This is a genomic window from Rubellimicrobium arenae (genome assembly GCF_017916275.1).
GTDB lineage: Bacteria > Pseudomonadota > Alphaproteobacteria > Rhodobacterales > Rhodobacteraceae > Rubellimicrobium > Rubellimicrobium arenae.
In genome coordinates this window covers 280559-301406 of sequence record NZ_JAFMST010000007.1, presented here as the reverse complement: position 1 = coordinate 301406, position 20848 = coordinate 280559, and the positions used below count along the sequence as shown (strand labels likewise).

At 71.7% G+C, this 20848-nt stretch carries 20 protein-coding genes; 11 read left to right on the top strand and 9 right to left on the bottom strand.

All coding sequences use genetic code 11. From position 1 onward, the window contains the following. Nucleotides 1-27: 27 nt before the first annotated feature. The 6 genes from J3P31_RS13290 (at nt 28) to galE (ending at nt 6870) form a co-directional block, all read left to right on the top strand. Nucleotides 28-834: an ABC transporter ATP-binding protein gene (locus tag J3P31_RS13290; RefSeq protein WP_210528951.1), complete on the top strand. Its 807-nt coding sequence runs from the start codon at nt 28-30 to the stop codon at nt 832-834. Further along, on the top strand, nt 834-1784 hold the full coding sequence (locus J3P31_RS13285) for an ABC transporter permease (RefSeq protein ID WP_210528950.1): 951 nt from the start codon (nt 834-836) through the stop codon (nt 1782-1784). The genes J3P31_RS13290 and J3P31_RS13285 overlap by 1 nt, the downstream gene beginning before the upstream one ends. Continuing rightward, nucleotides 1781-2626 carry an ABC transporter permease gene (locus J3P31_RS13280; protein ID WP_210528949.1) on the top strand — a complete coding sequence of 282 codons (846 nt, stop codon included), beginning with the start codon at nt 1781-1783 and terminating at the stop codon, nt 2624-2626. Before J3P31_RS13285 ends, J3P31_RS13280 begins: the two co-directional genes overlap by 4 nt. A gap of 26 nt (nt 2627-2652) precedes the next feature. Continuing rightward, on the top strand, nt 2653-3639 hold the full coding sequence (locus J3P31_RS13275; RefSeq protein ID WP_210528948.1) for an ABC transporter substrate-binding protein: 987 nt from the start codon (nt 2653-2655) through the stop codon (nt 3637-3639). Between the two features lie 77 nt (nt 3640-3716). After that, nucleotides 3717-5726, top strand: a complete 2010-nt coding sequence (locus J3P31_RS13270) for a hydantoinase/oxoprolinase N-terminal domain-containing protein (RefSeq protein WP_210528947.1) — start codon at nt 3717-3719, stop codon at nt 5724-5726. 115 nt (nt 5727-5841) lie between these two features. Then, entirely contained in the window at nt 5842-6870 is a 1029-nt protein-coding gene (gene galE / locus J3P31_RS13265; protein WP_210528946.1) for a UDP-glucose 4-epimerase GalE, read from the top strand. 46 nt (nt 6871-6916) lie between these two features. Here galE and J3P31_RS13260 read toward each other — a convergent pair whose 3' ends face one another. Continuing rightward, nucleotides 6917-7738, bottom strand: a complete 822-nt coding sequence (locus tag J3P31_RS13260) for a sugar transferase (protein ID WP_368373079.1) — start codon at nt 7736-7738, stop codon at nt 6917-6919. A 419-nt stretch (nt 7739-8157) separates the two neighbouring features. Between J3P31_RS13260 and J3P31_RS13255 the strand changes: the two genes are divergently transcribed. The 4 genes from J3P31_RS13255 to polA all read left to right on the top strand — a co-directional run bounded on the left by J3P31_RS13255 (nt 8158) and on the right by polA (nt 12084). Beyond that, nucleotides 8158-8523: an HIT domain-containing protein gene (locus tag J3P31_RS13255; protein WP_210528945.1), complete on the top strand. Its 366-nt coding sequence runs from the start codon at nt 8158-8160 to the stop codon at nt 8521-8523. 4 nt (nt 8524-8527) lie between these two features. Then, complete coding sequence (locus tag J3P31_RS13250; RefSeq protein WP_210528944.1) at nt 8528-8824, top strand: YciI family protein; 297 nt, start codon at nt 8528-8530, stop codon at nt 8822-8824. Between the two features lie 76 nt (nt 8825-8900). Further along, nucleotides 8901-9263 carry a zinc-finger domain-containing protein gene (locus J3P31_RS21870; RefSeq protein ID WP_368373078.1) on the top strand — a complete coding sequence of 121 codons (363 nt, stop codon included), beginning with the start codon at nt 8901-8903 and terminating at the stop codon, nt 9261-9263. Between the two features lie 13 nt (nt 9264-9276). Further along, the gene (gene polA, locus J3P31_RS13240; protein ID WP_210528943.1) at nt 9277-12084 is read left to right on the top strand and encodes a DNA polymerase I; all 2808 of its coding nucleotides are present in this window, start codon (nt 9277-9279) and stop codon (nt 12082-12084) included. A gap of 99 nt (nt 12085-12183) precedes the next feature. Here polA and map read toward each other — a convergent pair whose 3' ends face one another. From map to J3P31_RS13200, 8 genes are all read right to left on the bottom strand, one after another. Beyond that, nucleotides 12184-12933: a type I methionyl aminopeptidase gene (gene map / locus J3P31_RS13235; protein ID WP_210528942.1), complete on the bottom strand. Its 750-nt coding sequence runs from the start codon at nt 12931-12933 to the stop codon at nt 12184-12186. A gap of 201 nt (nt 12934-13134) precedes the next feature. Then, nucleotides 13135-13674 (bottom strand): YidB family protein, encoded by a 540-nt coding sequence (locus tag J3P31_RS13230; RefSeq protein WP_210528941.1) that lies wholly within the window; start codon nt 13672-13674, stop codon nt 13135-13137. Between the two features lie 66 nt (nt 13675-13740). Further along, on the bottom strand, nt 13741-13995 hold the full coding sequence (locus J3P31_RS13225) for a GlsB/YeaQ/YmgE family stress response membrane protein (RefSeq protein ID WP_210528940.1): 255 nt from the start codon (nt 13993-13995) through the stop codon (nt 13741-13743). A gap of 689 nt (nt 13996-14684) precedes the next feature. Beyond that, entirely contained in the window at nt 14685-15152 is a 468-nt protein-coding gene (locus J3P31_RS13220) for an Hsp20 family protein (protein WP_210528939.1), read from the bottom strand. A gap of 90 nt (nt 15153-15242) precedes the next feature. Further along, nucleotides 15243-16070, bottom strand: coding sequence for a trypsin-like serine peptidase (locus J3P31_RS13215; RefSeq protein ID WP_210528938.1), 828 nt, complete (start codon nt 16068-16070; stop codon nt 15243-15245). 57 nt (nt 16071-16127) lie between these two features. After that, a complete protein-coding gene (gene glcF, locus J3P31_RS13210; RefSeq protein ID WP_210528937.1) occupies nt 16128-17462 on the bottom strand; it encodes a glycolate oxidase subunit GlcF in 1335 nt (444 codons plus the stop codon). Nucleotides 17463-17486: 24 nt separating this feature from the next. Further along, nucleotides 17487-18593: an FAD-binding protein gene (locus J3P31_RS13205; protein WP_210529000.1), complete on the bottom strand. Its 1107-nt coding sequence runs from the start codon at nt 18591-18593 to the stop codon at nt 17487-17489. 8 nt (nt 18594-18601) lie between these two features. Continuing rightward, nucleotides 18602-20038, bottom strand: a complete 1437-nt coding sequence (locus J3P31_RS13200; protein ID WP_210528936.1) for an FAD-linked oxidase C-terminal domain-containing protein — start codon at nt 20036-20038, stop codon at nt 18602-18604. Nucleotides 20039-20083: 45 nt separating this feature from the next. Here J3P31_RS13200 and J3P31_RS13195 point away from each other — a divergent pair, with 45 nt between their 5' ends. Next, nucleotides 20084-20839: a DUF599 domain-containing protein gene (locus J3P31_RS13195; RefSeq protein WP_368373077.1), complete on the top strand. Its 756-nt coding sequence runs from the start codon at nt 20084-20086 to the stop codon at nt 20837-20839. Nucleotides 20840-20848 lie beyond the last annotated feature (9 nt).

Here is a 20848-nt window from a genome sequence, read left to right as displayed (position 1 = left end):
GTTATGTCTCCCGATGGATCCACCGTGATGGCGAACGCCGCCAGCTTCTCACAAACCGCCGCCCCGGTCATCGACGCGCAGGGCGTCAACCTCGTCTTCCAGACCGCCGACGGGCCGGTGCAGGCGCTCAAGGACGTGAGCCTCAGCATCCCGAAGGGCGAGTTCGTGTCGTTCATCGGCCCCTCGGGCTGCGGCAAGACCACCTTCCTGCGCTGCGTCGCCGCCCTCGAGACGCCCACCTCCGGCACGCTCACCGTCAACGGCATGAGCCCCGACGCCGCCCGCCGCGCCCGCGCCTACGGCTACGTCTTCCAGGCGGCGGGCCTTTATCCCTGGCGCACCATCGCCGGGAACATCCGCCTTCCGCTCGAGATCATGGGCTTTCCGCGCGCCGAGCAGGACGCCCGCGTGGACCGGGTGCTCAAGCTCGTCGACCTCGCGGGCTTTGGCCGGAAATACCCCTGGCAGCTGTCGGGCGGGATGCAGCAGCGGGCCTCCATCGCCCGGGCCCTGGCCTTCGACGCGGACATCCTCCTCATGGACGAACCCTTCGGGGCGCTGGACGAGATCGTGCGCGACCGCCTGAACGAGGAGCTGCTGAACCTCTGGGCCCGCACCCAGAAGACCACGCTCTTCGTGACGCACTCGATCCCCGAGGCGGTGTACCTGTCCACCAAGATCGTCGTCATGTCCCCCCGCCCGGGCCGGATCACCGACATCATCGACAGCCCCCTCCCGCGCGAGCGTCCGCTCGACATCCGCGAAAGCCCCGAGTTCCTCGCCGTCGCGCACCGCGTCCGCGGAGGGCTCCGCGCGGGGCATGTGGAGGTCTGATGCGCCGCACGGTCCTTCCCGTCCTGGGCGTGGTCCTCGCGATCCTGGCCTTCTGGTACGTCGCGGCCATTCCCATGAACATCCGCGAGGTCGTGACCGAGGCCGAGCGTGCCGGCGCCTCCGTCTGGGGGGGCCCGGCCACCGAACGGCAGGGGCGCTCGGCCTGGGCGCTGGCCGTCAACAACGCGCCCATCGCCCTGAACGGCTGGTCGCAGGAGCGTCCGCGCCTGCCCGCCCCCCACCAGGTCGCCCAGGAGCTCTACCAGAGCACCATCGGCGAGGAGGTCTTCTCCCGCCGCGGCATCGTCCAGAAGGGCGAGTTCTCGAACCGCGGCCTGGTCTACCACGCCGGGGTCACGCTGGGCGCGACGATGGTGGGCTTCCTGATCGGAGCCGCCGCCGGGGTGCTCCTCGCCGTCGGGATCGTCCACAACCGCGCCATGGACATGAGCGTGATGCCCTGGGCCATCATCAGCCAGACCATCCCGATCGTCGCGCTCGCCCCCATGATCATCGTGGTCATGAACTCGGTGGGGGTGCAGGGGCTGCTGCCCAAGGCCGTGATCTCGGCCTACCTGTCGTTCTTCCCGGTGGTGGTCGGCATGGTCAAGGGGCTGAGGACGCCCGACCAGATGCAGCTCGACCTCATGCACACCTGGAGCGCGTCCACCTCCGAACGCCTCTGGAAGCTGCGGCTGCCCGCCTCGGTCCCCTATCTCTTCGCCTCGCTCAAGGTCGCCATCGCGGCCTCGCTGGTGGGCACCATCGTGGGCGAGCTGCCGGTCCAGCGCGGCGGCCTGGGCGCCCGGATGCTTGCAGGCAGCTATTACGGCCAGACGACGCAGATCTGGGCCGCGCTCCTCATGGCGGCGGTGCTGGCGGCGTTCCTTGTCTGGTTCATGGGCTGGCTCGAACGGCGCACCCTGCGCGCCATGGGGGTGCCGGCATGACGCTCGTTCTCCTGGCCGCCCTGGTCTGGGTCGGGGGCTGGGCGCTCAACACTTGGCTGACCCGGGGCGCGCGCGCCCGCAGCCGCGCCGTCCGCACCGCCGTGCCGCTGATCTTCGGCGCGACCGTCCTCCTCTGCTGGGAGCTGATCGTGCGCGGCCTGAACGTGCCGCCCGCGATCCTGCCCCCGCCGTCGCGCATCGGGCAGACCTTCGTGGCGAACCTGCCGCTCCTGTGGGGGGACTTCGTGCAGACGATCCTCAAGGGGGCGTTCTCGGGCCTTGCCATCGGGGTCGCCGCCGCTCTGGTCGTGGCGGTGCTGGTCGACCGCTTCGACGTGCTGCGGCGCGGGCTGCTGCCGGTGGGCAGCTTCATGGCCGCGCTGCCCATCGTCGGCGTGGCACCCATCATGGTCATGTGGTTCGGCTTCGGCTGGCAGTCCAAGGCCGCCGTCGTGGTCCTGATGGTGTTCTTTCCCATGCTGGTGAACACGGTCGCGGGGCTCCAGGACACCACCGCCATGCAGCGCGACCTGATGCGGACCTATGGGGCGGGCTACTGGCCCACGCTCCTCAAGCTACGGCTTCCGGCGGCGCTGCCCTTCATCTTCAACGGCCTCAAGATCGCGGCCACCCTGGCGATGATCGGCGCCATCGTGGCCGAGTTCTTCGGCTCGCCCACGCAGGGGATCGGCTTCCGCATCTCGACCTCGAACGGGGCGCTGCAGCTCGACATGGTGTGGTCGGCCATCCTGGTGGGGGCGCTGGCGGGCAGCGCGGTCTACGGCCTCATCACCTTCCTCGAACGCTGGGCGACCTTCTGGCACCCGTCGCAACGAACATAACAAACGATCCAACAAGGAGACTACCAATGAAGAACCTGCTTCTGGCCTCGGCCCTGGGCACGCTGGCCGTCCCGGCCTTCGCCCAGGACGCGGTCACGCTCCAGCTCAAGTGGGTCACCCAGGCCCAGTTCGCCGGCTACTACGCCGCGCTCGACCAGGGCTTCTACGAGGAAGAGAACCTCGACGTCACCATCCTTCCGGGCGGCCCGGACATCGCGCCCACGCAGGTGATCGCGGGCGGCGGGGCGGACGTGGTCGTGGACTGGATGCCCAGCGCGCTCGCGGCGCGGGAACAGGGCGTGCCCCTCGTCAACATCGCCCAGCCCTTCAAGGCGTCGGGCATGCAGCTCACCTGCTGGGCCGATTCGGGGATCACGGCGCCGGCCGACTTCGCGAACCACACGCTGGGCGTCTGGTTCTCGGGCAACGAATACCCCTTCCTGTCCTGGATGTCGCAGCTCGGCCTCAAGACCGAGGGCAAGGCCGCCGACGGGGTCGAGGTGCTCAAGCAGGGCTTCAACGTCGACCCGCTGCTCCAGCGCCAGGCCGATTGCATCTCGACGATGACCTACAACGAATACCACCAGATCCTTGAGGCCGGCGTCACGCCCGAGGAGCTCGTGAACTTCAAGTACGAGGATCAGGGCGTCGCCACCCTGGAGGACGGCCTCTACGTCCTCGAAAGCAACCTCCAGGACCCGGCCTTCGTGGACAAGATGGCCCGCTTCGTGCGCGCCTCGATGAAGGGCTGGCAATGGGCCGAGGAGCATCCCGAGGAGGCCGCCCAGATCGTACTCGACAACGACGAGACCGGCGCCCAGACCATCGAGCATCAGACGACCATGATGACCGAGGTCGCCAAGCTCGTGGGCGATTCCACCGGCGAACTGGACCCCGCCGCCTACGAGCGGACCGTGGCGACCCTGATGGCCGGCGGATCGGACCCCGTCATCACCAAGGAGCCCGAAGGCGCCTGGAGCCATGCCGTGACCGACGCGGCCCTGGCCCAGTAAGCCGGCCCAGACGATCGCGGGCGCGGGGGAGCGATCCTCCGCGCCCGTTCCTTTGACCCCCCGCACCCGGATCTCCCATGCCCGTCCTTCTCGGCGTCGACACCGGCGGCACCTACACCGACGCGGTCCTCCTCGATGAGGGGGAAACCCGGGTGCTCGCCAAGGCCAAGGCCCTGACCAGCCGGCCCGACCTGTCGCAGGGCGTCGGGGCCGCCATCGACGCCGTGCTGGCCCAGGCCGGTCTCCCCGCCTCCGAGGTCGCCATGGTGGCGCTGTCCACCACGCTGGCCACCAACGCCCTCGTGGAAGGGCAGGGGGGCCGCGTCGCCCTGATCGCCCTGGGCTTCGAGGAAACCGACCTCGCCCGCGACGGCCTGGCCGAGGCGCTGCGCGGCGACCCGGTGATCCGGCGCCCCGGCGGCCACGACCATGCCGGCCACGAGATGGCCCGCCTCGACCTGGCCGCGCTCGAAGCAGACCTTCGCGCCCTGCCCGAGGGGCTGTCGGGACTCGCGGTCGTGGCCCGCTTCGCCACCCGCAACCCCGCGCACGAGAATGCGGTCCGGGACCTCGCGCGGCGCGTCACCGGCCTTCCGGTCACCTGCTCCCACGAGCTGTCCTCGGGCCTTGGCGGCCCGCGACGGGCGCTGACGGCGGTGCTGAACGCCCGCCTCATCGGCCTCATCGACCGGCTCGTCGCCGCCTGCGAAGGGCATCTGCGCGCGATCGGCATCCAGGCGCCGCTCATGGTCGTGCGCGGCGACGGCGCGCTGATGGCCGCGCAGGTCGCCCACGAGAAGCCCATCGAGACGATCCTGTCCGGGCCTGCCGCCTCGGTCGCCGGCGCCGCCTGGCTCGCGCGCGAGCCCATCGCCCTCGTGTCCGACATCGGCGGCACGACCACGGATGTCTGCCTCCTGCGCGACGGCCGGCCCTCCATCGACCCGGACGGGGCGCGCGTCGGCCCCTGGCGCACCATGGTCGAGGCCGTGGCCATGCGGACCTGGGGCCTGGGCGGCGACAGCGAGGTGCATCTCCTGCCCGGGCTCGACGGCGGGCTGAACCTGGGGCCGCGCCGCGTCATGCCCGTGTCGCTCCTGGCCCGGGACCACCCGGATCTGGTGCATCGCGCCCTCGACACCGCCCTGTCCGCCGACCGCGCCCCCGAGGAGGCCGGACGCTTCGTGCTGCCGCTCTGGCGCGGCGGGCTGCCCCCGGGGCTCGACGGCCGCGAATCCGCGGTCGCCGCCCGGCTGGCCGCCGGGCCGCTGCCCCTCGCGCGGGCCGTCGTCGCCCGGCCCGAGGGCGCGGCGCTGAACCGGCTGGTCGGGCGCGGGCTCGTGATGGTCTCGGCGGCGACGCCGACGGACGCCGCCCATGTCCTCGGCCTCCAGGCCGACTTCGACGGGGACGCCGCCCGCAAGGCCTTGACCCTCCTGTCCCGCCGCCGCACCGGCGCGGGCGACCGGTTCGCCCCCGACGCCGAGGCCATGGCCCGCGCGGTCCTGGCCCGCGTCACGCACCAGACCGCGCTCGCCCTGCTCGAGACCGCCTTCGCCGAGGACTCCCGCCGCTGGGGCGAGCCGCCCGACGCGCTCGCCCGCCATGTCCTGACCCAGGCGGGGCTCGACGGGCACCAGGGGATCGTGACCACCCGCCTGTCCCTGGGCGTGCCCGTGGTCGCCCTGGGCGCCTCGGCCCGCACGCATTACCCGGCGGTGGGCGAACGGCTGGGCACCCGCGTCGCCATCCCCGATCACGCCGAGGTCGCCAACGCCGTGGGCGCCGTGGTGGGCCGCGTGGCCGCCTCGGCCGAAGGCTCGGTCACGAGCCCCGCCCCCGGCGCCTTCGTGGCGCACCTTCCCGCCGGGCCGCAGCGCTTCGGCGACCCGGACTCCGCGCTGGCCGCGCTCGCCTCGGCGCTGGAGGAGGAGGCCGCCGCCCGGGCCCGCGCCGCGGGAGCCGGCGAGGTGGAGCTGCTCCGCGCCACCGATCTCCGGGAGGCCGAGGTCGAGGGCAGCCGGATGTTCGTCGAGGCCCGGCTCCGCGTCACGGCCCAGGGCCGCGCGCGGCTCGCCCGGGGATGAGCCTCGCGTCCAGGGGCGTCGGCGCGCGGCCTCCCGGCCCGGCCGCGGCGGTCGGGAACCGGCCGCCCGGCTGGATCGCTATGCCAGTCCAGATCGAACCGGAAACGAGGACTTCATGCGCGTATTGGTGACAGGCGGAGCGGGCTACATCGGCAGCCACACCCTGGTCGAACTGCTGGGGCAGGGGCACGAGGCGCTGGTGGTGGACAGCTTCTCCAACAGCTCGCCCCAGGCGCTCGACCGCGTGCGCGAGCTCACCAACGGCTGGTTCGAATCCGAGGAGGCCGACATCCGCGACACCGACCGGCTCACGGCGGCGGCCCGGCGGTTCCGGCCGGAGGCGGTGATCCACTTCGCGGGCCTGAAGTCCGTCGGCGAAAGCGCGCGCCGGGCGGTGGACTACTACGACGTGAACGTCGCGGGCACCGTGTCCCTGCTGCGGGCGATGGATGCGGCGGACTGCCGGAGGATCATCTTCTCCTCCTCGGCCACCGTGTACGGCGAGCCTCAGTACCTGCCCTTCGACGAAAGCCACCGGATCGCGCCCACGAACGTCTACGGCCAGACCAAGGCCATGGCCGAGCAGCTCCTGACCGACTGGGCCCGCGCGGACGAAGGGCGGGCGGCGCTCCTCCTGCGCTACTTCAACCCCGTGGGCGCCCACGCCTCGGGCCGGATGGGCGAGGATCCCCGCGGCGTGCCCGAGAACCTGATGCCCTTCCTCGCCCAGGTGGCGGCGGGGCGGCGCGATGCCCTGCGGATCTGGGGCGACGACTACCCCACCCCGGACGGCACCGGCGTGCGCGACTACATCCACGTCACCGACCTTGCCCGCGCCCACGTCGCCGCGCTGGCCCGCGCCCAGGCCGTCACGGGGGCCGAGGCCTACAACATCGGCACCGGCCACGGCGTTTCGGTCAGGGAGATGCTGGGCGCCTTCCAGCGCGTCGTGGGCCGCGACCTCCCGCACGAGATCCACCCCCGCCGTCCCGGCGACGTGGCCGAGATGCGGGCCGACTGCTCCCGCGCGAACCGCGATCTGGGCTGGCGCGCCGAATACGACGTGGACGACATGGTGCAGAGCCTCTGGGCCTGGCAGTCGGCCAACCCTTACGGCTACGGCGCCCCGCCCCAGGAGGGCTGAGCGCGCAACGGTCCCACGAGACCGCGGGCCCGGACGACCTCGCCGATCACTCGGCGGGGTGGGCGGTGGGGGCCGGGGCGGGCGTCGAGCTGCGGGCGGCGGCCAGGGTGGCGCGGGACACGCGCGGGATCCGGACGGCCTTGCGCGCCGACATGCGGGGCAGGGGGAACTGGTTGCGGCTGTGCACCCGCCAGAAGGGCTTGCGGGCGGTCTGCATGACCAGGACGATGTCCATGCCCAGCGTGCGCTGGCTTTGGTAGATCAGGTCGAGCCGCGCCTTGCGGGGGATGCAGCGGCGCCGGTAGACGGCCTCGGTCTCCCGGTGGGTGCGGCAGGCGGCAAGGAGCCGCTCCTCGTGCTGGTGGAACCGCAGGGTGGCCAGCCCCGTCACGCCGGGGCGGCTCTGGAGCACCTGGTTGTAGATCTCGGGAAAGGCCTCGACATAGGACCGCATCGGCGGGCGCGGCCCCACGAGGCTCATCTCGCCCTTCAGCACGTTGATGAGCTGCGGCAGCTCGTCGGCGCGGGTGCGCCGCAGGATCCGATGCAGCGGCGAGATCGAGTTCGCCTTGTCGCCCCCGGTGACGCCGCCCACGGCGTCCGCGCCCACCCGCATGGTGCGGAACTTGATCTGCTTGAAGGATCGGTCGGGGGAGCACATGCGTTCCCCCAGGTAGAAGATCGGCCGGCCTTCGGTGATGAGCAGCAGCAGCATCGTCGCCAGAAGCACCGGCCACAGCAGGAGAAGCAGCAGGAGCGAGACCACGACATCGAAGACGCGCTTGCTGACCGGCATCGGCGGCAGCGCCGCCTTGCGCCTGAACCTCGGCCGCCAGCTCGACGCCGCCAGGGCGGCCGCGCTCGGCATGGGCCCTTTCGAGCCTGAGCCCTCGAACGAAGGTGCTGTGGGATCAAGGTTCGTCATGAACAAAGACTTAGAATCTTCGGGCTTAGGGGATCAAGCTGATCCTGCTCAGGCCCCTTCGGGGCCCCCCGGGGGCGCAGGGCCGCGACAGCCCCCCCCTCGGCACCCGGAAGCGCCTTGTTTCTTTATGTTTCCGGCTGAAAAGGGACGTTTCTGGGGCAGTACCTGCCGTGGCGTCCAAGCCACAGGTGGCCGGCCAATGCGCGAAGGCCTGCCCATGCGCCCCGCCCGCCGCCCTTGACCGCAGGGCCCCGCGCCCTGTCCCGCGCCGCCCCGGACCCTCTGGCGCGGACCGCGTCGCTGGGTCAGGATGCCACCCGGGGGCCATGGCGGGCCCCTGGGGGCAGGCCAGGAGGTATCCCGTGGATTTCGACTATGATTCCAGCAACATCTTCGCGCGCATCCTCCGGGGCGAGATCCCGGCCAAGGTCGTCTTCGAGAACGAGCACGCGCTCGCCTTCCATGACGTCCGGCCGCAGGCGCCCGTCCACCTCCTGGTGATTCCCAAGGGCCCCTACATGAGCCTCGACCACTTCGCCGCCGAGGCGACGGCGGTCGAGCAGGCGGGCTTCCTTTCCGCCGTGGCCGCCGTCTGCGGGATGGAGGAGCTGGGCCAGGGCTTCCGCGCCATCGCCAACACCCGGACCCATGGCGGGCAGGAGGTGCCGCACTTCCATGTTCACATCCTGGGCGGCCGTCCCCTGGGACCGATGCTGTCGCAGGCCTAGCGCCATGGCCACCTACGCCTACCGCATCCTTCCGCCCCGCCCGGACTTCGCGGCCACGATCCAGCCCGCCGAGATGGAGGTCATGGGCCGCCACTTCGCCCATCTCCAGGACCTGCATGGCCGGGGCGTGATCCGCTACGTGGGCCGGGCGGCGAACGGCGACTACGGCTTCTGCGTCTTCGACGCCGAGGACGACGATGCGGCCCGCGCGGTCGCCGGGTCCGACCCCGCCGTGGCCGAGGGGCTGATGACGCTGGAGCTCCATCCCTTCATGGTCGTGTTCGACGCCCCGGCTAGATAGGGGCCATGCTTTCCTCCTCCGCCGCGCTCGGCTAAGAACGGCGCGACCGCCGCTCAGCCCCAAGGGACCGCTTCCCATGACCCAGCTCATGATCCGCCGCACGGACCACCCCGCGCCCGACGGCCTCCCCCCGCCCGAGGTCAAGGTCGTGACCTCCTGGCGCGTGTCCTGCGACGGCGGCGAAGGCGCGCTGGGCCATCCCCGCGTCTGGTACGAGATCCCGCGCGAGCAGGGCTTCATCGACTGCGGCTACTGCGACGCCCGCTTCGTCCATGCCGACTCGCAGTCCCAGCACCAGCATCCGGCGACCCCGGGCCTGGCCGACCACGCCCAGCCCGCCGACCTCGAAGGCACCGTGCGCGGCAAGCAGCCGGGCGGCGACAGCAGCGATCCGTTCCGGGGCAACGACGGCGGCTCGGGCGAGCATCACGGCGCATAAGGGGGCCTGACGGATGGCATTCGGCAAGGGGTGCCACCTGCACCTGATCGACGGCTCGGCCTTCATCTTCCGGGCCTACCACGCCCTGCCGCCGCTCACGCGGAAGTCCGACGGACTGCCCATCGGGGCGGTCGCGGGCTTCTGCAACATGCTCTTCCGCTACATCGAGGGGAACACCGGCCCCGACGCTGCGACCCATGTCGCCGTGATCTTCGACTTTTCGTCCAAGTCCTTCCGGAACGAGCTTTACAGCGACTACAAGTCCCATCGCCCGCCCCCGCCCGAGGAGCTGGTTCCGCAGTTCCCCCTGACGCGCGAGGCGACGCGCGCCTTCGGCGTGTCCTGCCACGAGATCGAGGGCTTCGAGGCCGACGACATCATCGCGACCCTGACCTGCAAGGCCCGCGACGCGGGGGGCCGCGTGACGATCGTGTCCTCGGACAAGGACCTGATGCAGCTCGTGGGCGGCGGGGTCGAGATGCTCGACCCCATGAAGAACAAGCGCATCGACCGCGAGGGCGTCTTCGAGAAGTTCGGCGTCTATCCCGAACGCGTCATCGACGTGCAGGCGCTCATGGGGGATGCGGTGGACAACGTGCCGGGCGCGCCCGGCATCGGGGCCAAGACCGCCGCCCAGCTCATCCAGGAATACGGGGACCTCGACACGCTCCTGGCCAGCGCCGAGGGGATCAAGCAGGCCAAGCGCCGCCAGACGCTGATCGACTACGCCGACCAGATCCGGCTGTCGCGGGACCTCGTGTCGCTGCATTGCGACATGCCGCTCGACTTCGACCTCGACTCGCTCGAGGTGCGCGATCCCGACGCGGCGCAGCTCCTCGACTTCCTCGGCCGGATGGAGCTGCGGTCGCTGTCCAAGAAGGTGGCGCAGCGCATGGGCGTGGACGCCCCCGCCGTGCCCGAGGATTCGGGCCAGATGCGGCGCGAGCTTCCCGCTCCCGAGGAGACTGCCCTCCCGCCCATCGACCGCGCCCTCTACGAGACGGTCCGCACGCGCGACCAGCTCGATGCCTGGATCGCCCGCATCCGGGAGGCCGGGCACGTCGCCGTGGACACGGAAACCACCAGCCTCAACGAGATGGTGGCCGAGCTTGCCGGGATCAGCCTCGCCACCGCGCCGAACGTCGCCTGCTACATCCCGGTGGGCCACCGCGCCTCGGCCACCGCCGACCTGTTCGGCGGCAACGACCTCGCGCCGGACCAGCTCCCCCTCCAGGAGGTGCTGGACGCGCTGAGGCCGGTGCTCGAGGCCGACGACATCCTCAAGATCGGCCAGAACATCAAGTACGACTGGAAGGTCCTCGCCCGCTACGGGGTCGAGGTCCGCCCCTTCGACGACACCATGCTGATGAGCTATGCGCTCCATGGCGGGTTGCACAACCACGGCATGGACGAGCTGTCCGAGCGCTACCTCGGCCATCTCCCCATCCCCATCAAGGAGCTGATCGGCACCGGCAAGTCGCAGGTCACCTTCGACCGCGTCGCCATCGAGAAGGCCACCCCCTACGCCGCCGAGGACGCCGACGTCACGCTCCGCCTCTGGCTCGCGCTGCGGCCGCGCCTGCACCGGGTCCGCGTCACCACCGTCTACGAGACGCTGGAACGGCCGCTCGTGCCCGTTCTCGCCCATATGGAAATGGCGGGCGTCAAGGTGGACCGCGACACCCTGTCCCGCATGTCCGGCGCCTTTGCGCAGAAGATGGCGCAGCTCGAATCCGAGGTGCAGGAGATGGCGGGCCGCCCCTTCAACCTGGGCAGCCCCAAGCAGCTCGGCGAACTCCTCTTCGACGAGCTGAAGCTTCCGGGCGGGGTCAAGGGCAAGACCGGCGCCTACGGCACCGACGTCAACGTCCTCGAGGATCTGTCCACCATGCACCCGCTGCCGGGCCTGGTCCTCGACTGGCGGCAGGTCTCCAAGCTGAAGAGCACCTACACCGACGCGCTCCAGCAGGCGATCAACGCGGACACGGGCCGCGTCCACACCTCCTATTCCATCGCCGGAGCCAACACCGGGCGCCTCGCCTCGACCGACCCGAACCTCCAGAACATCCCCGTCCGCACCGAGGAAGGGCGCCGCATCCGCGAGGCCTTCGTGGCCGAGGAGGGCAAGGTGCTGGTCTCGCTCGATTACTCCCAGATCGAGCTGCGGCTCCTGGCCCACATGGCCGACCTGCCCGAGCTCAAGACCGCCTTCCGCGAAGGCCAGGACATCCACGCCATCACCGCGTCCGAGATGTTCGGCGTGCCGCTGTCCGAGATGACCTCCGAGCTCCGCCGCCGGGCCAAGGCGATCAACTTCGGCATCATCTACGGCATCTCGGGCTTCGGCCTCGCGCGGAACCTGCGCATCCCCAAGGATCAGGCGCAGCAGTTCATCGACCGCTACTTCGTCAAGTTCCCGGGCATCAAGGCCTACATGGACAGCGTGGTCCAGGGGGCCAAGCGCGACGGCTACGTCAAGACCCTGTTCGGCCGCAAGATCCACACGCCCGAGATCAACGCCAAGGGGCCCGGCGCCGCCTTTGCCCGCCGCGCCGCGATCAACGCGCCCATCCAGGGGACGGCGGCCGACATCATCCGCCGCGCCATGATCCGCATGGAGCCCGCCATCGACGGCCTCCCCGCCCGGATGCTCCTCCAGGTCCACGACGAACTCCTGTTCGAGGTGGAGAAGGAGGCCGAGGACGCGCTGATCCAGCGCGCCCGCGAGGTGATGGTGAACGCCCCCGACCCGGCGGTGAAGCTCACCGTGCCGCTGGAGGTCGAGGCCGGCACCGGCCACACCTGGGCCGCCGCGCACTGAGCCGAAGCCGGGTCCCGGCGCGACCGGCGTTCCCCGCCGGGGACGCCCCTTCCCCTTCGTGCCAAGCGGTCCCCGCATCCAGTAGGGCCGCCTGCGCCGTCACCCCGGCAGCGTGACGATGATCGCCTCCCGCTCCGTCGCGACGACGGTGTGCTCGTACTGCACGACGGGGGCGGGGGGCTGGCTGTAGAGCGTCCAGCCGTCCGCGCCGTCCGTCGCCCAGATCCCGCCCCGGGAGAGGAACGGCTCGACCGTCAGCACGAGGCCCCTGTGCATCCGCCGCCGGTCGCCGCGCGTGGGCCAGGTCGCGATCTCCTCGGGGTGTTCGTGGAGCGACCGGCCGACCCCATGGCTGGCGAGGTTGCGGATCAGCGTGTAGCCGCGCTCGGACGCAAAGCGGCCGATGGCCGCCCCGATCCCGGCCAGCGGCCTGTCATGGCCCACCTGCGCGATGCCGACCTGCATGGCGCGGCGGCCGTCCCGGCACAGCCGGTCGAGCGTGGGCCGCACCGGCGGCACGCGGAACGTGGCCCCGGTGTCGGCGAAGGTGCCGTTCCACGAGGCGGACACGTCGATGTTCACGAGGTCGCCGGCCCGGATGACCCGGTCGCCCGGGATGCCATGGGCGATCTCCTCGTTGACGCTGATGCAGGTCGCGCCCGGAAAGTCGTAGGTCGACTCGGGGGCGGGGGTCGCGCCCTCGCGCTCCAGCAGCGCGCGGCCGATCCCGTCCAGCTCCCGCGTCGTCATGCCGGGCTCCATCGCCCGGCCCATGGCCTGGAGGGTGTTGGCCACGATGCGGCCGATCGCCTTCAGGTCCTCGAGGTCGTCCTCGTTGGTGATGGTCATGCGGGGCCTCGTTCATCGCGTGCGGACAGGTCCGCGCGGGACTAGCACGGGCAGGCGGCCTTGTCCCGCGGCCCGCCCGCACCGCCGGGCCGGACCCCGGATGCGACAAGGGGCGCCTCCGCATGGAGACGCCCCCGATGGCTACGCCGTGGGGCCAGGCTCTGGGGCCAAGCTCTGGGGCCAGGCTCCGGGGCCGGGGCCTCAGAACATGTTGCGGTCCGGGATCCGTCCGTCGGGCGTGTACTGGTCCACCGCGTGGGGCAGCTCCCGCGACAGGCGCGACAGGATCTCGCTCCGCGACAGGCCGGTGTGCTCCTCGAGGTCCTGGAGCACGTCGGGGCCGAGCGCGGCCTCCAGGTCGTGCGGCTCCATGGAATGGTTGGGACCGGTGCCGACCCAGGAATCCATGACCTCGCCGCGCCCGTTCTGGCGCATGTGGCCGTCCAGTTCGTTCAGGCCGCCGCCCAGCAGGCCGCCCAGCCCGCCCCCGGCCGCGCCACCGCCCAGCCCGGCCAGCAGCCCGCCCAGGCCGCCCCCGGCGCCGCCCTGGCCGCCCAGCCCGCCCAGCAGGCCGCCAAGCCCGCCGCCCGAGGCACCGCCCATTCCGCCCATGCCGCCGCCCATGCCACCGCCGGCGCCACGGTTGTTCAGCATCTCGGAGATCTTGTCGCGGTTCTGGTAACCGGCGACAGCCAGAAGCCCCAGAAGGGCCGTCATCGAAGGAAAGCCGCTACGAGCCATGGATATGTCCTCCTGTTGGTCGCGTCGCTGTTGATGGGCGCGGGCCGGGGCCCGCCGCCAAAGGGGTCAGACGTTCCGCCGGCCGCGCAGGGCGCCCCAGATGAGGAGCACGATGATGGCCCCCACGACGGCGCCGATCAGCCCCGCGCCTTCGCCGGGCGCGTACCAGCCCAGCGCCTGCCCGAGCCAGGTCGCCACGAAGGCGCCCACGACGCCCAGGAGCATCGTCACGATGATCCCGCCGCCCTGCCGGCCGGGGATGATCAGCTTGGCCAGCGCGCCCGCGATGAGTCCGATGATGAGGGTCCAGATGAAGCCCAAGGCCGTCTCCTTTGGTTGGCGGACGGGCCGGGCCGTCGCGCAATGATGCCGCAGCGTCCCACGGGTCGCGGGGCCAGACGCCGGGACAATGTAGGACGGGGCCGATGGTTCCCGGTCCGGGTCCCGACAGACCCTGGACTGGCTCCGGACTGGCGCCCGACAGGGGGCGTTGCGCGCCCGGATGGCCCGCCGTCCGGTGCCGTCAGGGGCCGTTAACCTTCGCCTGCGACCTTCTGCGCCACGAGATCCGGACAGGTCCTCCGTTCGCCACCCCGGCCTTGCGGCCCCCATCGGGGGCAGGCCATCGCGGGCCACGCCCGCCCGGCACGGGAGCCGCCTGTCCCCCTGGGACGGCCCGAGGAAGGGCCAGCCGTCCCGCGCGGCTCGGTCCATTGGCCACTCCATGCCCGAGGCTCCGGTTCCGGAGACAGGCTTCGCGGGCAAGAGCTGTTTCATGGGAACGCGCAGGCCCCGTTCCCCCTGGGAGGTCCCCGGTCCGGGGCCGCAAAGACCCAGCCGCCGCGCGTCGAGCACGCGCCCCCCGCGCCGTGGCCTGGCCTCCCGGCGCGGCTCCGGAGTCCGTCCCCGCAGGGCAGGGGCTACGCTCCGCACACGAAAAAGGGCGTGGACCCTGCGGTCCACGCCCCCGATCAACTCCGTCCGGCCGGTTGCCCTTGCGGGCCCGCGCCTCAGTTGACGGCCTTGGCTTCCACGAGGTTCGCGTCCTGCACGCCGGCCTTCGCGATCTCGATGCGACGGGGCTTCAGGGCCTCCGGCACTTCCTTCACGAGGTCGATGTGCAGCATCCCGTCCACATGCGACGCGCCCGTCACGCGGACATGGTCGGCCAGGTGGAACCGGCGCTCGAAGGCGCGGGTCGCGATGCCGCGGTGCAGGAACTTGCGCTCGGTCGAGTCGTCCGCCTTCTTGGCGGTCACGATCAGGGCGTTCTCGCGCACTTCGGCGAACAGCTCGTCGCTGGCAAAGCCGGCCACGGCGATCGAGATGCGCCAGGAGCCGTCGGCGAGCTTCTCGATGTTGTAGGGCGGGTAGTTGGTTTCGGACGCGGTGGTCGCAAGCACGCGGTCCATCAGGTCGGCGATCTGGTCAAAGCCGACGGTCGCCCGGTAAAGCGGGGCAAGGTCAAAGCTGCGCATGGTCATCCTCATTGAGCGATAACGGTGGGACCATCCCACGGGGGGACTGGCCTGTCGTTCCGGGACCCGGCATCGGCGCCCCGGTAAGCGTTATCTGGGAAGCGTGGCCTGCGCGTTCAAGTCCCCCTGCGCGGTGACGAAGCTTGCTTTCAGGGCGGCCGTCCCCTCGGCCCGCGCCGTCCGCACCGGCGCGTCGCCCCCGGACGCCTCGAAGGCCGCCTCGAGCTCGGCCAACGGCTCGGTCAGCGAGGTGCCGAGCGCCACCTGGCGTCCCCCCAGCTCCCCCTTGGCCGACACGACCGAGACGATGCGGGCGATGCTCCCGTCCATCTGGAAGATGGGTGCGCCAGACGCGCCGAAATCGACGTCGCAGGTCAGGACGAAGACGCCCCTCTGCTGGCCCAGGACGCCGCAGGAATCCTCGCGCGACGGAGCCTCGGCCCGGCCCAAGGCGTAAGAGACGACGCTCACCTCCGCGCCGGCCTGCACCTCGGGGGCGGTCTCGAAGGGCCGGATCGCTCCGTCGTCGATCGGCTGCGCCAGCTCCACGAGGGCGAGGTCGTTCCGGCTTTCCGACGCGCCGGCCGAGGGGTCGAAGCGGTAGGCGGGATGCGCCACGGCCCGCAGCGCCATCCCCGACGCGACCGAATGGCCGTTGACCAGGCCGGCCCGGAACTCGATGGCGGACGGATCGACCGGAGCGCCGGTGCGCTTGTCGTAAAGGCAGTGGGCGGCGGTCAGCACGAGGTCGGGCGCGATCAGCGATCCGGTGCAGAACCCCTTGCCCCCGATGTCGAGCCGCCCGACCGCGTCCCAGGCTGCCGCCTCGGCGGTCGTGGCGAGGCTGTGAAGCCCCGTGTCCTGCGCAGCCGCCGGCATAGCCAGCGCGAGCGCCAGCAGCCAGCCTGCCACGCGCATCCGTTCTCTCCGCTGTCCCTGGGGACGGGCGTTGACCGCCGTCCCTTGGGTGCAGCGTTACGCGGCTGGTGTGGCCAAACTAGGGCGCAGGTCCTGACCTGTCATTATTCCGTCAAGTGTTGCAGGGCGGGGACCCCCATATGCCCAATCCAGAAGCTCGACTGTGTGGCAAACGGGCAGGTTCGTCTTGCCGCCGATCTGCATCAGGCAGCCGATGTTCCCGGCGACGATGACGTCGGGCGTGGTGGCCTCCAGCGTGGCGGCCTTGCGCCGTCCCAGCTCGCCCGCGATCTCGGGCTGCAGGAGGTTGTAGGTGCCCGCCGACCCGCAGCAAAGATGCGCCCCCCTGGGCTCGGCCACCCGGAAGCCCGCCTTCCGGAGAAGCGCGACCGGCTCCACCTTCACCCGCTGCCCATGCTGGAGCGAGCAGGCCGAGTGGTAGGCCACCTTCACGTCCCGCTCGGGCAGCTCGGGCAGGTCCAGCCGGGCCAGCACCTCGGTCACGTCGCGCCCGAGCGCCCCCATCGCCTCCGCCGCCCCGGAGTCGGGCGTCCCGGCCAGCAGGTGCCCCCAATCCTTCACCGTGGTTCCGCATCCGGAGGCGGTGACGATGATGGCATCAAGCGGCTCCCGCGCGTGCTCGGCGGCAAAGGCGCGGACGTTGCCCGCCGCCATCGCTTTGGCCTCATCCTCCTTGCCCATGTGGTGGGTCAGCGCGCCGCAGCAGCCCTGGCCGCGCGGGATCACCACCTCGGCCCCGGCGCGCTGGAGGAGCCGGATCGCCGCCTCGTTGATGCCGGGGTTCAGCGCCCGCTGCGCGCAGCCCGTCAGCAGGCCGATCCGCATCCGCCGCTCGCCGCGGGCGGGGTGGGTCTGCGGGTCCTCGGCGCGGCTCACCGGCGGGATCGCCCGGGGCGCCATCCGCACCATCGCCCGCAGCCGTGGGTCCGGCAGCAGGCCCGCGAAGGGTCGCCCGATCTTGGCGCCGAGCAGCGCCAGCCGGAACCGCGTCGGATGCGGCAGCACCCAGGCCAGCAGCCGCCGGATCGCACGGTCCGACCAGGGCCGCTTGTAGCGTTCCTCGATATAGGCCCGCGCGTGATCCACCAGATGCCGGTAATGCACCCCCGACGGGCAGGTCGTCATGCAGGCGAGGCAACTCAGGCAGCGGTCGATGTGCTTCACCGTCGCCGGATCGGGGTCGCGCCCGGACTCCAGCATGTCCTTCATCAGGTAGATGCGGCCGCGCGGGCTGTCCAGCTCGTCCCCCAGCACCTGGTAGGTGGGGCAGGTGGCCGTGCAGAATCCGCAATGGACGCAGGACCGCAGGATCTTGTTGGCCTCGGCGGTGCCGGGGTCCGATAGCTGCTCGGGCGAAAAGAAGGTCTGCATAAGGTCACCTGTCGGGGCGGCACGTCACGCCGCCCGGGCCTCCATGAGGCCGGGATTGAACAGGCCGCGCGGGTCGAACCGTTGCCGCAGCCGGTGGGACAGCATCGCGACGGCGGGCGTCTCGGGCGGGAAGGTGCCCAGGGCGGCCCGCGTCTCGGGCGCGGCGCGGACCAGCACGGCCCGCGCGCCGAACGCCCCCAGCCGCCCCCGCAGGTCCGTGCCCTCCGGCACGAGGACCCAGGCCCGTCCGCCGCCCCAGTCGATCCGCTGCGCCCCTCCGGCCAGAGCCAGGGCCTGCCCCATCGCCGACGGGCGCACCGACAGCCGCCAGACATCGCCCGCGCGCCCGGCAAAGTCGGTCACGTCGCGGATCGCCGCCCAGGGGCCGGGTCCCTCAAGGACCTCGGCGGCGCCCCAGGCCTTGAGCAGCTTCGCCAGCCGCTCGGCCCGCACCGCCACCGCCTGGGCAAAGCCCTCCAACCGCAGCCGCGTCACGCCCGCCTCGGCGTCGTGCGCGGCCCCCGCGACCTCGAAGGGCGAGCCCAGCGCCGCCGACAGGCAGGCCACCGCCTTGGCGGGGTCATGCCCCCCGAACGCCAGCGTCAGCGTCGCCTCGGGCGCGGGCAGCACCTTCAGCGCCACCTCGGTAATGACGCCCAGCGTCCCATGGCTTCCGGCGAGCAACCGCGCGAGGTCGAGGCCGGTCACGTTCTTCATCACCCGCCCGCCGTTCGACACCACGGTCCCGGTCCCGTCGACAAAGCGCAGGCCCAGCACGACGTCCCGCGCCGCGCCCGCCTGCACGCGGCGGGGGCCCGAGCCGTTGGTGGCGATCACCCCGCCCAGCGTCGGCTCGCCCTCGGTGCCCAGCAGGGGCCGCAGGTCCATCGGCTCGAAGGCGAGGCGCTGCCCCGCCCCGGCCAGCACTCGCTCCACCTCGGCGACCGGGGTCCCGGCCCGGGCCACCAGCGTCAGAGCGCCGGGCTCGTGCAGCACGATCCCCGACAGCCCGGCGGTGGAGACCGGCGTCCCCTCGGGTGTCAGCCCACGGGTGAAGCCGCCGCCCAGCGCCAGCGGCCCGCGCGCCTCGCGCACCAGCGCCGCCAGCTCGCCTTCGTCGCGGGGGGTCAGCACGCCGTTCACGCCGCCCGCCTCCGGCTTTCGCTGACCTGCAGCGGGAACACCTTGGCCGGGTTCAGCAGCCACTCCGGGTCGAAGGCGTCCTTGACGCGCATCTGCGCCTCCAGGTCCTCGGGGCGGTACTGGTCCGTCATCAAGTCGCGCTTCTCGACGCCGACGCCATGCTCGCCGGTCAGGCAGCCGCCCATCTCCACGCACAGCCGCAGGATGTCCGCGCCCAGCGACTCCGCCTTGTGGAGCCCGTCGGCGCTGTTGGCATCGAACAGGATCAGCGGATGCATGTTGCCGTCGCCCGCGTGGAAGACGTTGGCCACCTTCAGCCCATAGCCGTCGGCCAGCTCCTCGATCCGCGTCAGGACCGGGGCCAGCGCCGACACCGGGATCGTCCCGTCCAGGCAGATGTAGTCCGCCATCTGCCCCATGGCGCCGAAGGCCGACTTGCGGCCCAGCCAGATCCGCGCCGCCTCGGCGCTGTCCCGGGCCTCGCGGATCTCCAGCGGCTGGAAGGTGCGGGCGATGGCGGTGATGCGCTGCAACTGGTCGGCGATCTCCGCCTCTGAACCCTCGACCTCCACGATCAGCAGCGCCTCGCAATCCGGGTAGCCCGCCTTGGCAAACGCCTCGCAGGCGACGATGCAGGGGCGATCCATGAACTCGATGGCGACAGGGACAAGGCCCGCCCGGATCACCGCGCTCACGCATTCGCCCGCCGTCTCGTTGCGGTCAAAGGCGATCATCACCGGCCGCGCCCCCTCGGGCCGGGGCAGGATGCGCAGCGTGGCCTCGGTCACCACGCCCAGCTGCCCTTCGGACCCGCAGACCACCGCCAGCAAATCAAGGCCCAGCGCCTCGCCCTCGGGCCCGCCCAGCTCCACCACCGTGCCGTCCATCAGCACCATCGTCACGCCCAGGAGGTTGTTGGTCGTGACGCCGTATTTCAGGCAATGCGCGCCGCCGGAGTTCATCGCGATGTTCCCGGCGATGGCGCAGGCCAGCTGCGAGGACGGGTCGGGCGCATAGAAGAAGCCGTCGGCCTCCACCTCCATGCTGACCGACAGGTTCGTCCGGCCCGTCTGCACCCGGATGAAGCGGTCCTCGAACGAGGTTTCCAGCACCTCGGTCATCCGCGCCACGCCCAGCACCACCGCGTCCTCGGTGGGCAGGCTGCCCCCGGCCAGTGAGGTCCCCGCGCCGCGCGGCACGACCGGAACGCCCTCCTCGTGGCACAGGCGCAGCACCGCCGACACCTCGGCCGTCGAGGTCGGCAGCACCACGCAGAGCGGCGGGCAGCGATACGCGGTCAGCGCGTCGCATTCATAGGCCCGCGTCTCGGCGGGGTCGTCGATCACGCCACCCGGCGGCAGCACGAGCCGCAGGCGGTCGACGATGGCGCCCTTGCGCGCCAGGATCGCGGGGCTGGGAGCGGGCATGTCCATCGGGAACGTCCTCCAAGGCCCGACGTGGATAGGACGGCGCCCCCCGTGCTGGCAAGTGACGCGGACGTGACCTACTGTGGTTCCATGCCTGCGACCGTCCTCGATGGATTCCTGCCCGCCACCATCCTTTCGGCGCTCCGCTGGGGCGACGTGCTGGCGCTGCTGCTGCTGGTTGCCGCCTGGGGGGCGATGGGCTGGGTGACCGAGCATCCGCCGCCCGGACGGCCGTCGGTCACCGTGCTCATGTCGCAGGTCCGGCGCGAATGGATGCGCGAGTTCCTGACCCGCGACAACCGGATCTTCGACGCCCAGATCATGGCGTCGCTCCGGCAGGGCACGTCCTTCTTCGCCTCCACGGCGATCCTGGCGGTCGGCGGGGTGCTCGCGCTGATCGGCAACGTCGCCCCGCTGGCGGGGCTCGCCGAAGAGATCGGCCGCGAGGAGACCACGGCCCTGCAATGGCAGATGCGGCTTCTGCCCTGCGCGCTGCTGCTGACCCACGCCTTTCTCAAGTTCGTGTGGTCTAACCGGGTCTTCGGCTACTGCTCGGTGATGATGGCGGCGATCCCCACGGACCCTGGCGACCCCCGGTCGGCGCCCCGCGCGTCCCGGGCGGCCGAGCTCAACATCCGCGCCGCCTACAACTTCAACCGGGGGCTCCGGAGCATGTACTACTCCCTCGCCTCGCTGGGCTGGCTCGCGGGGCCGGGGGTGCTGGCCGTGGCGGTGGCGGTGGTCACCGCCATGCTGATCGGACGGGAGTTCGCGTCCGTCCCCCACGACATCCTGGCGGAACGGTAGAAGGGCGGC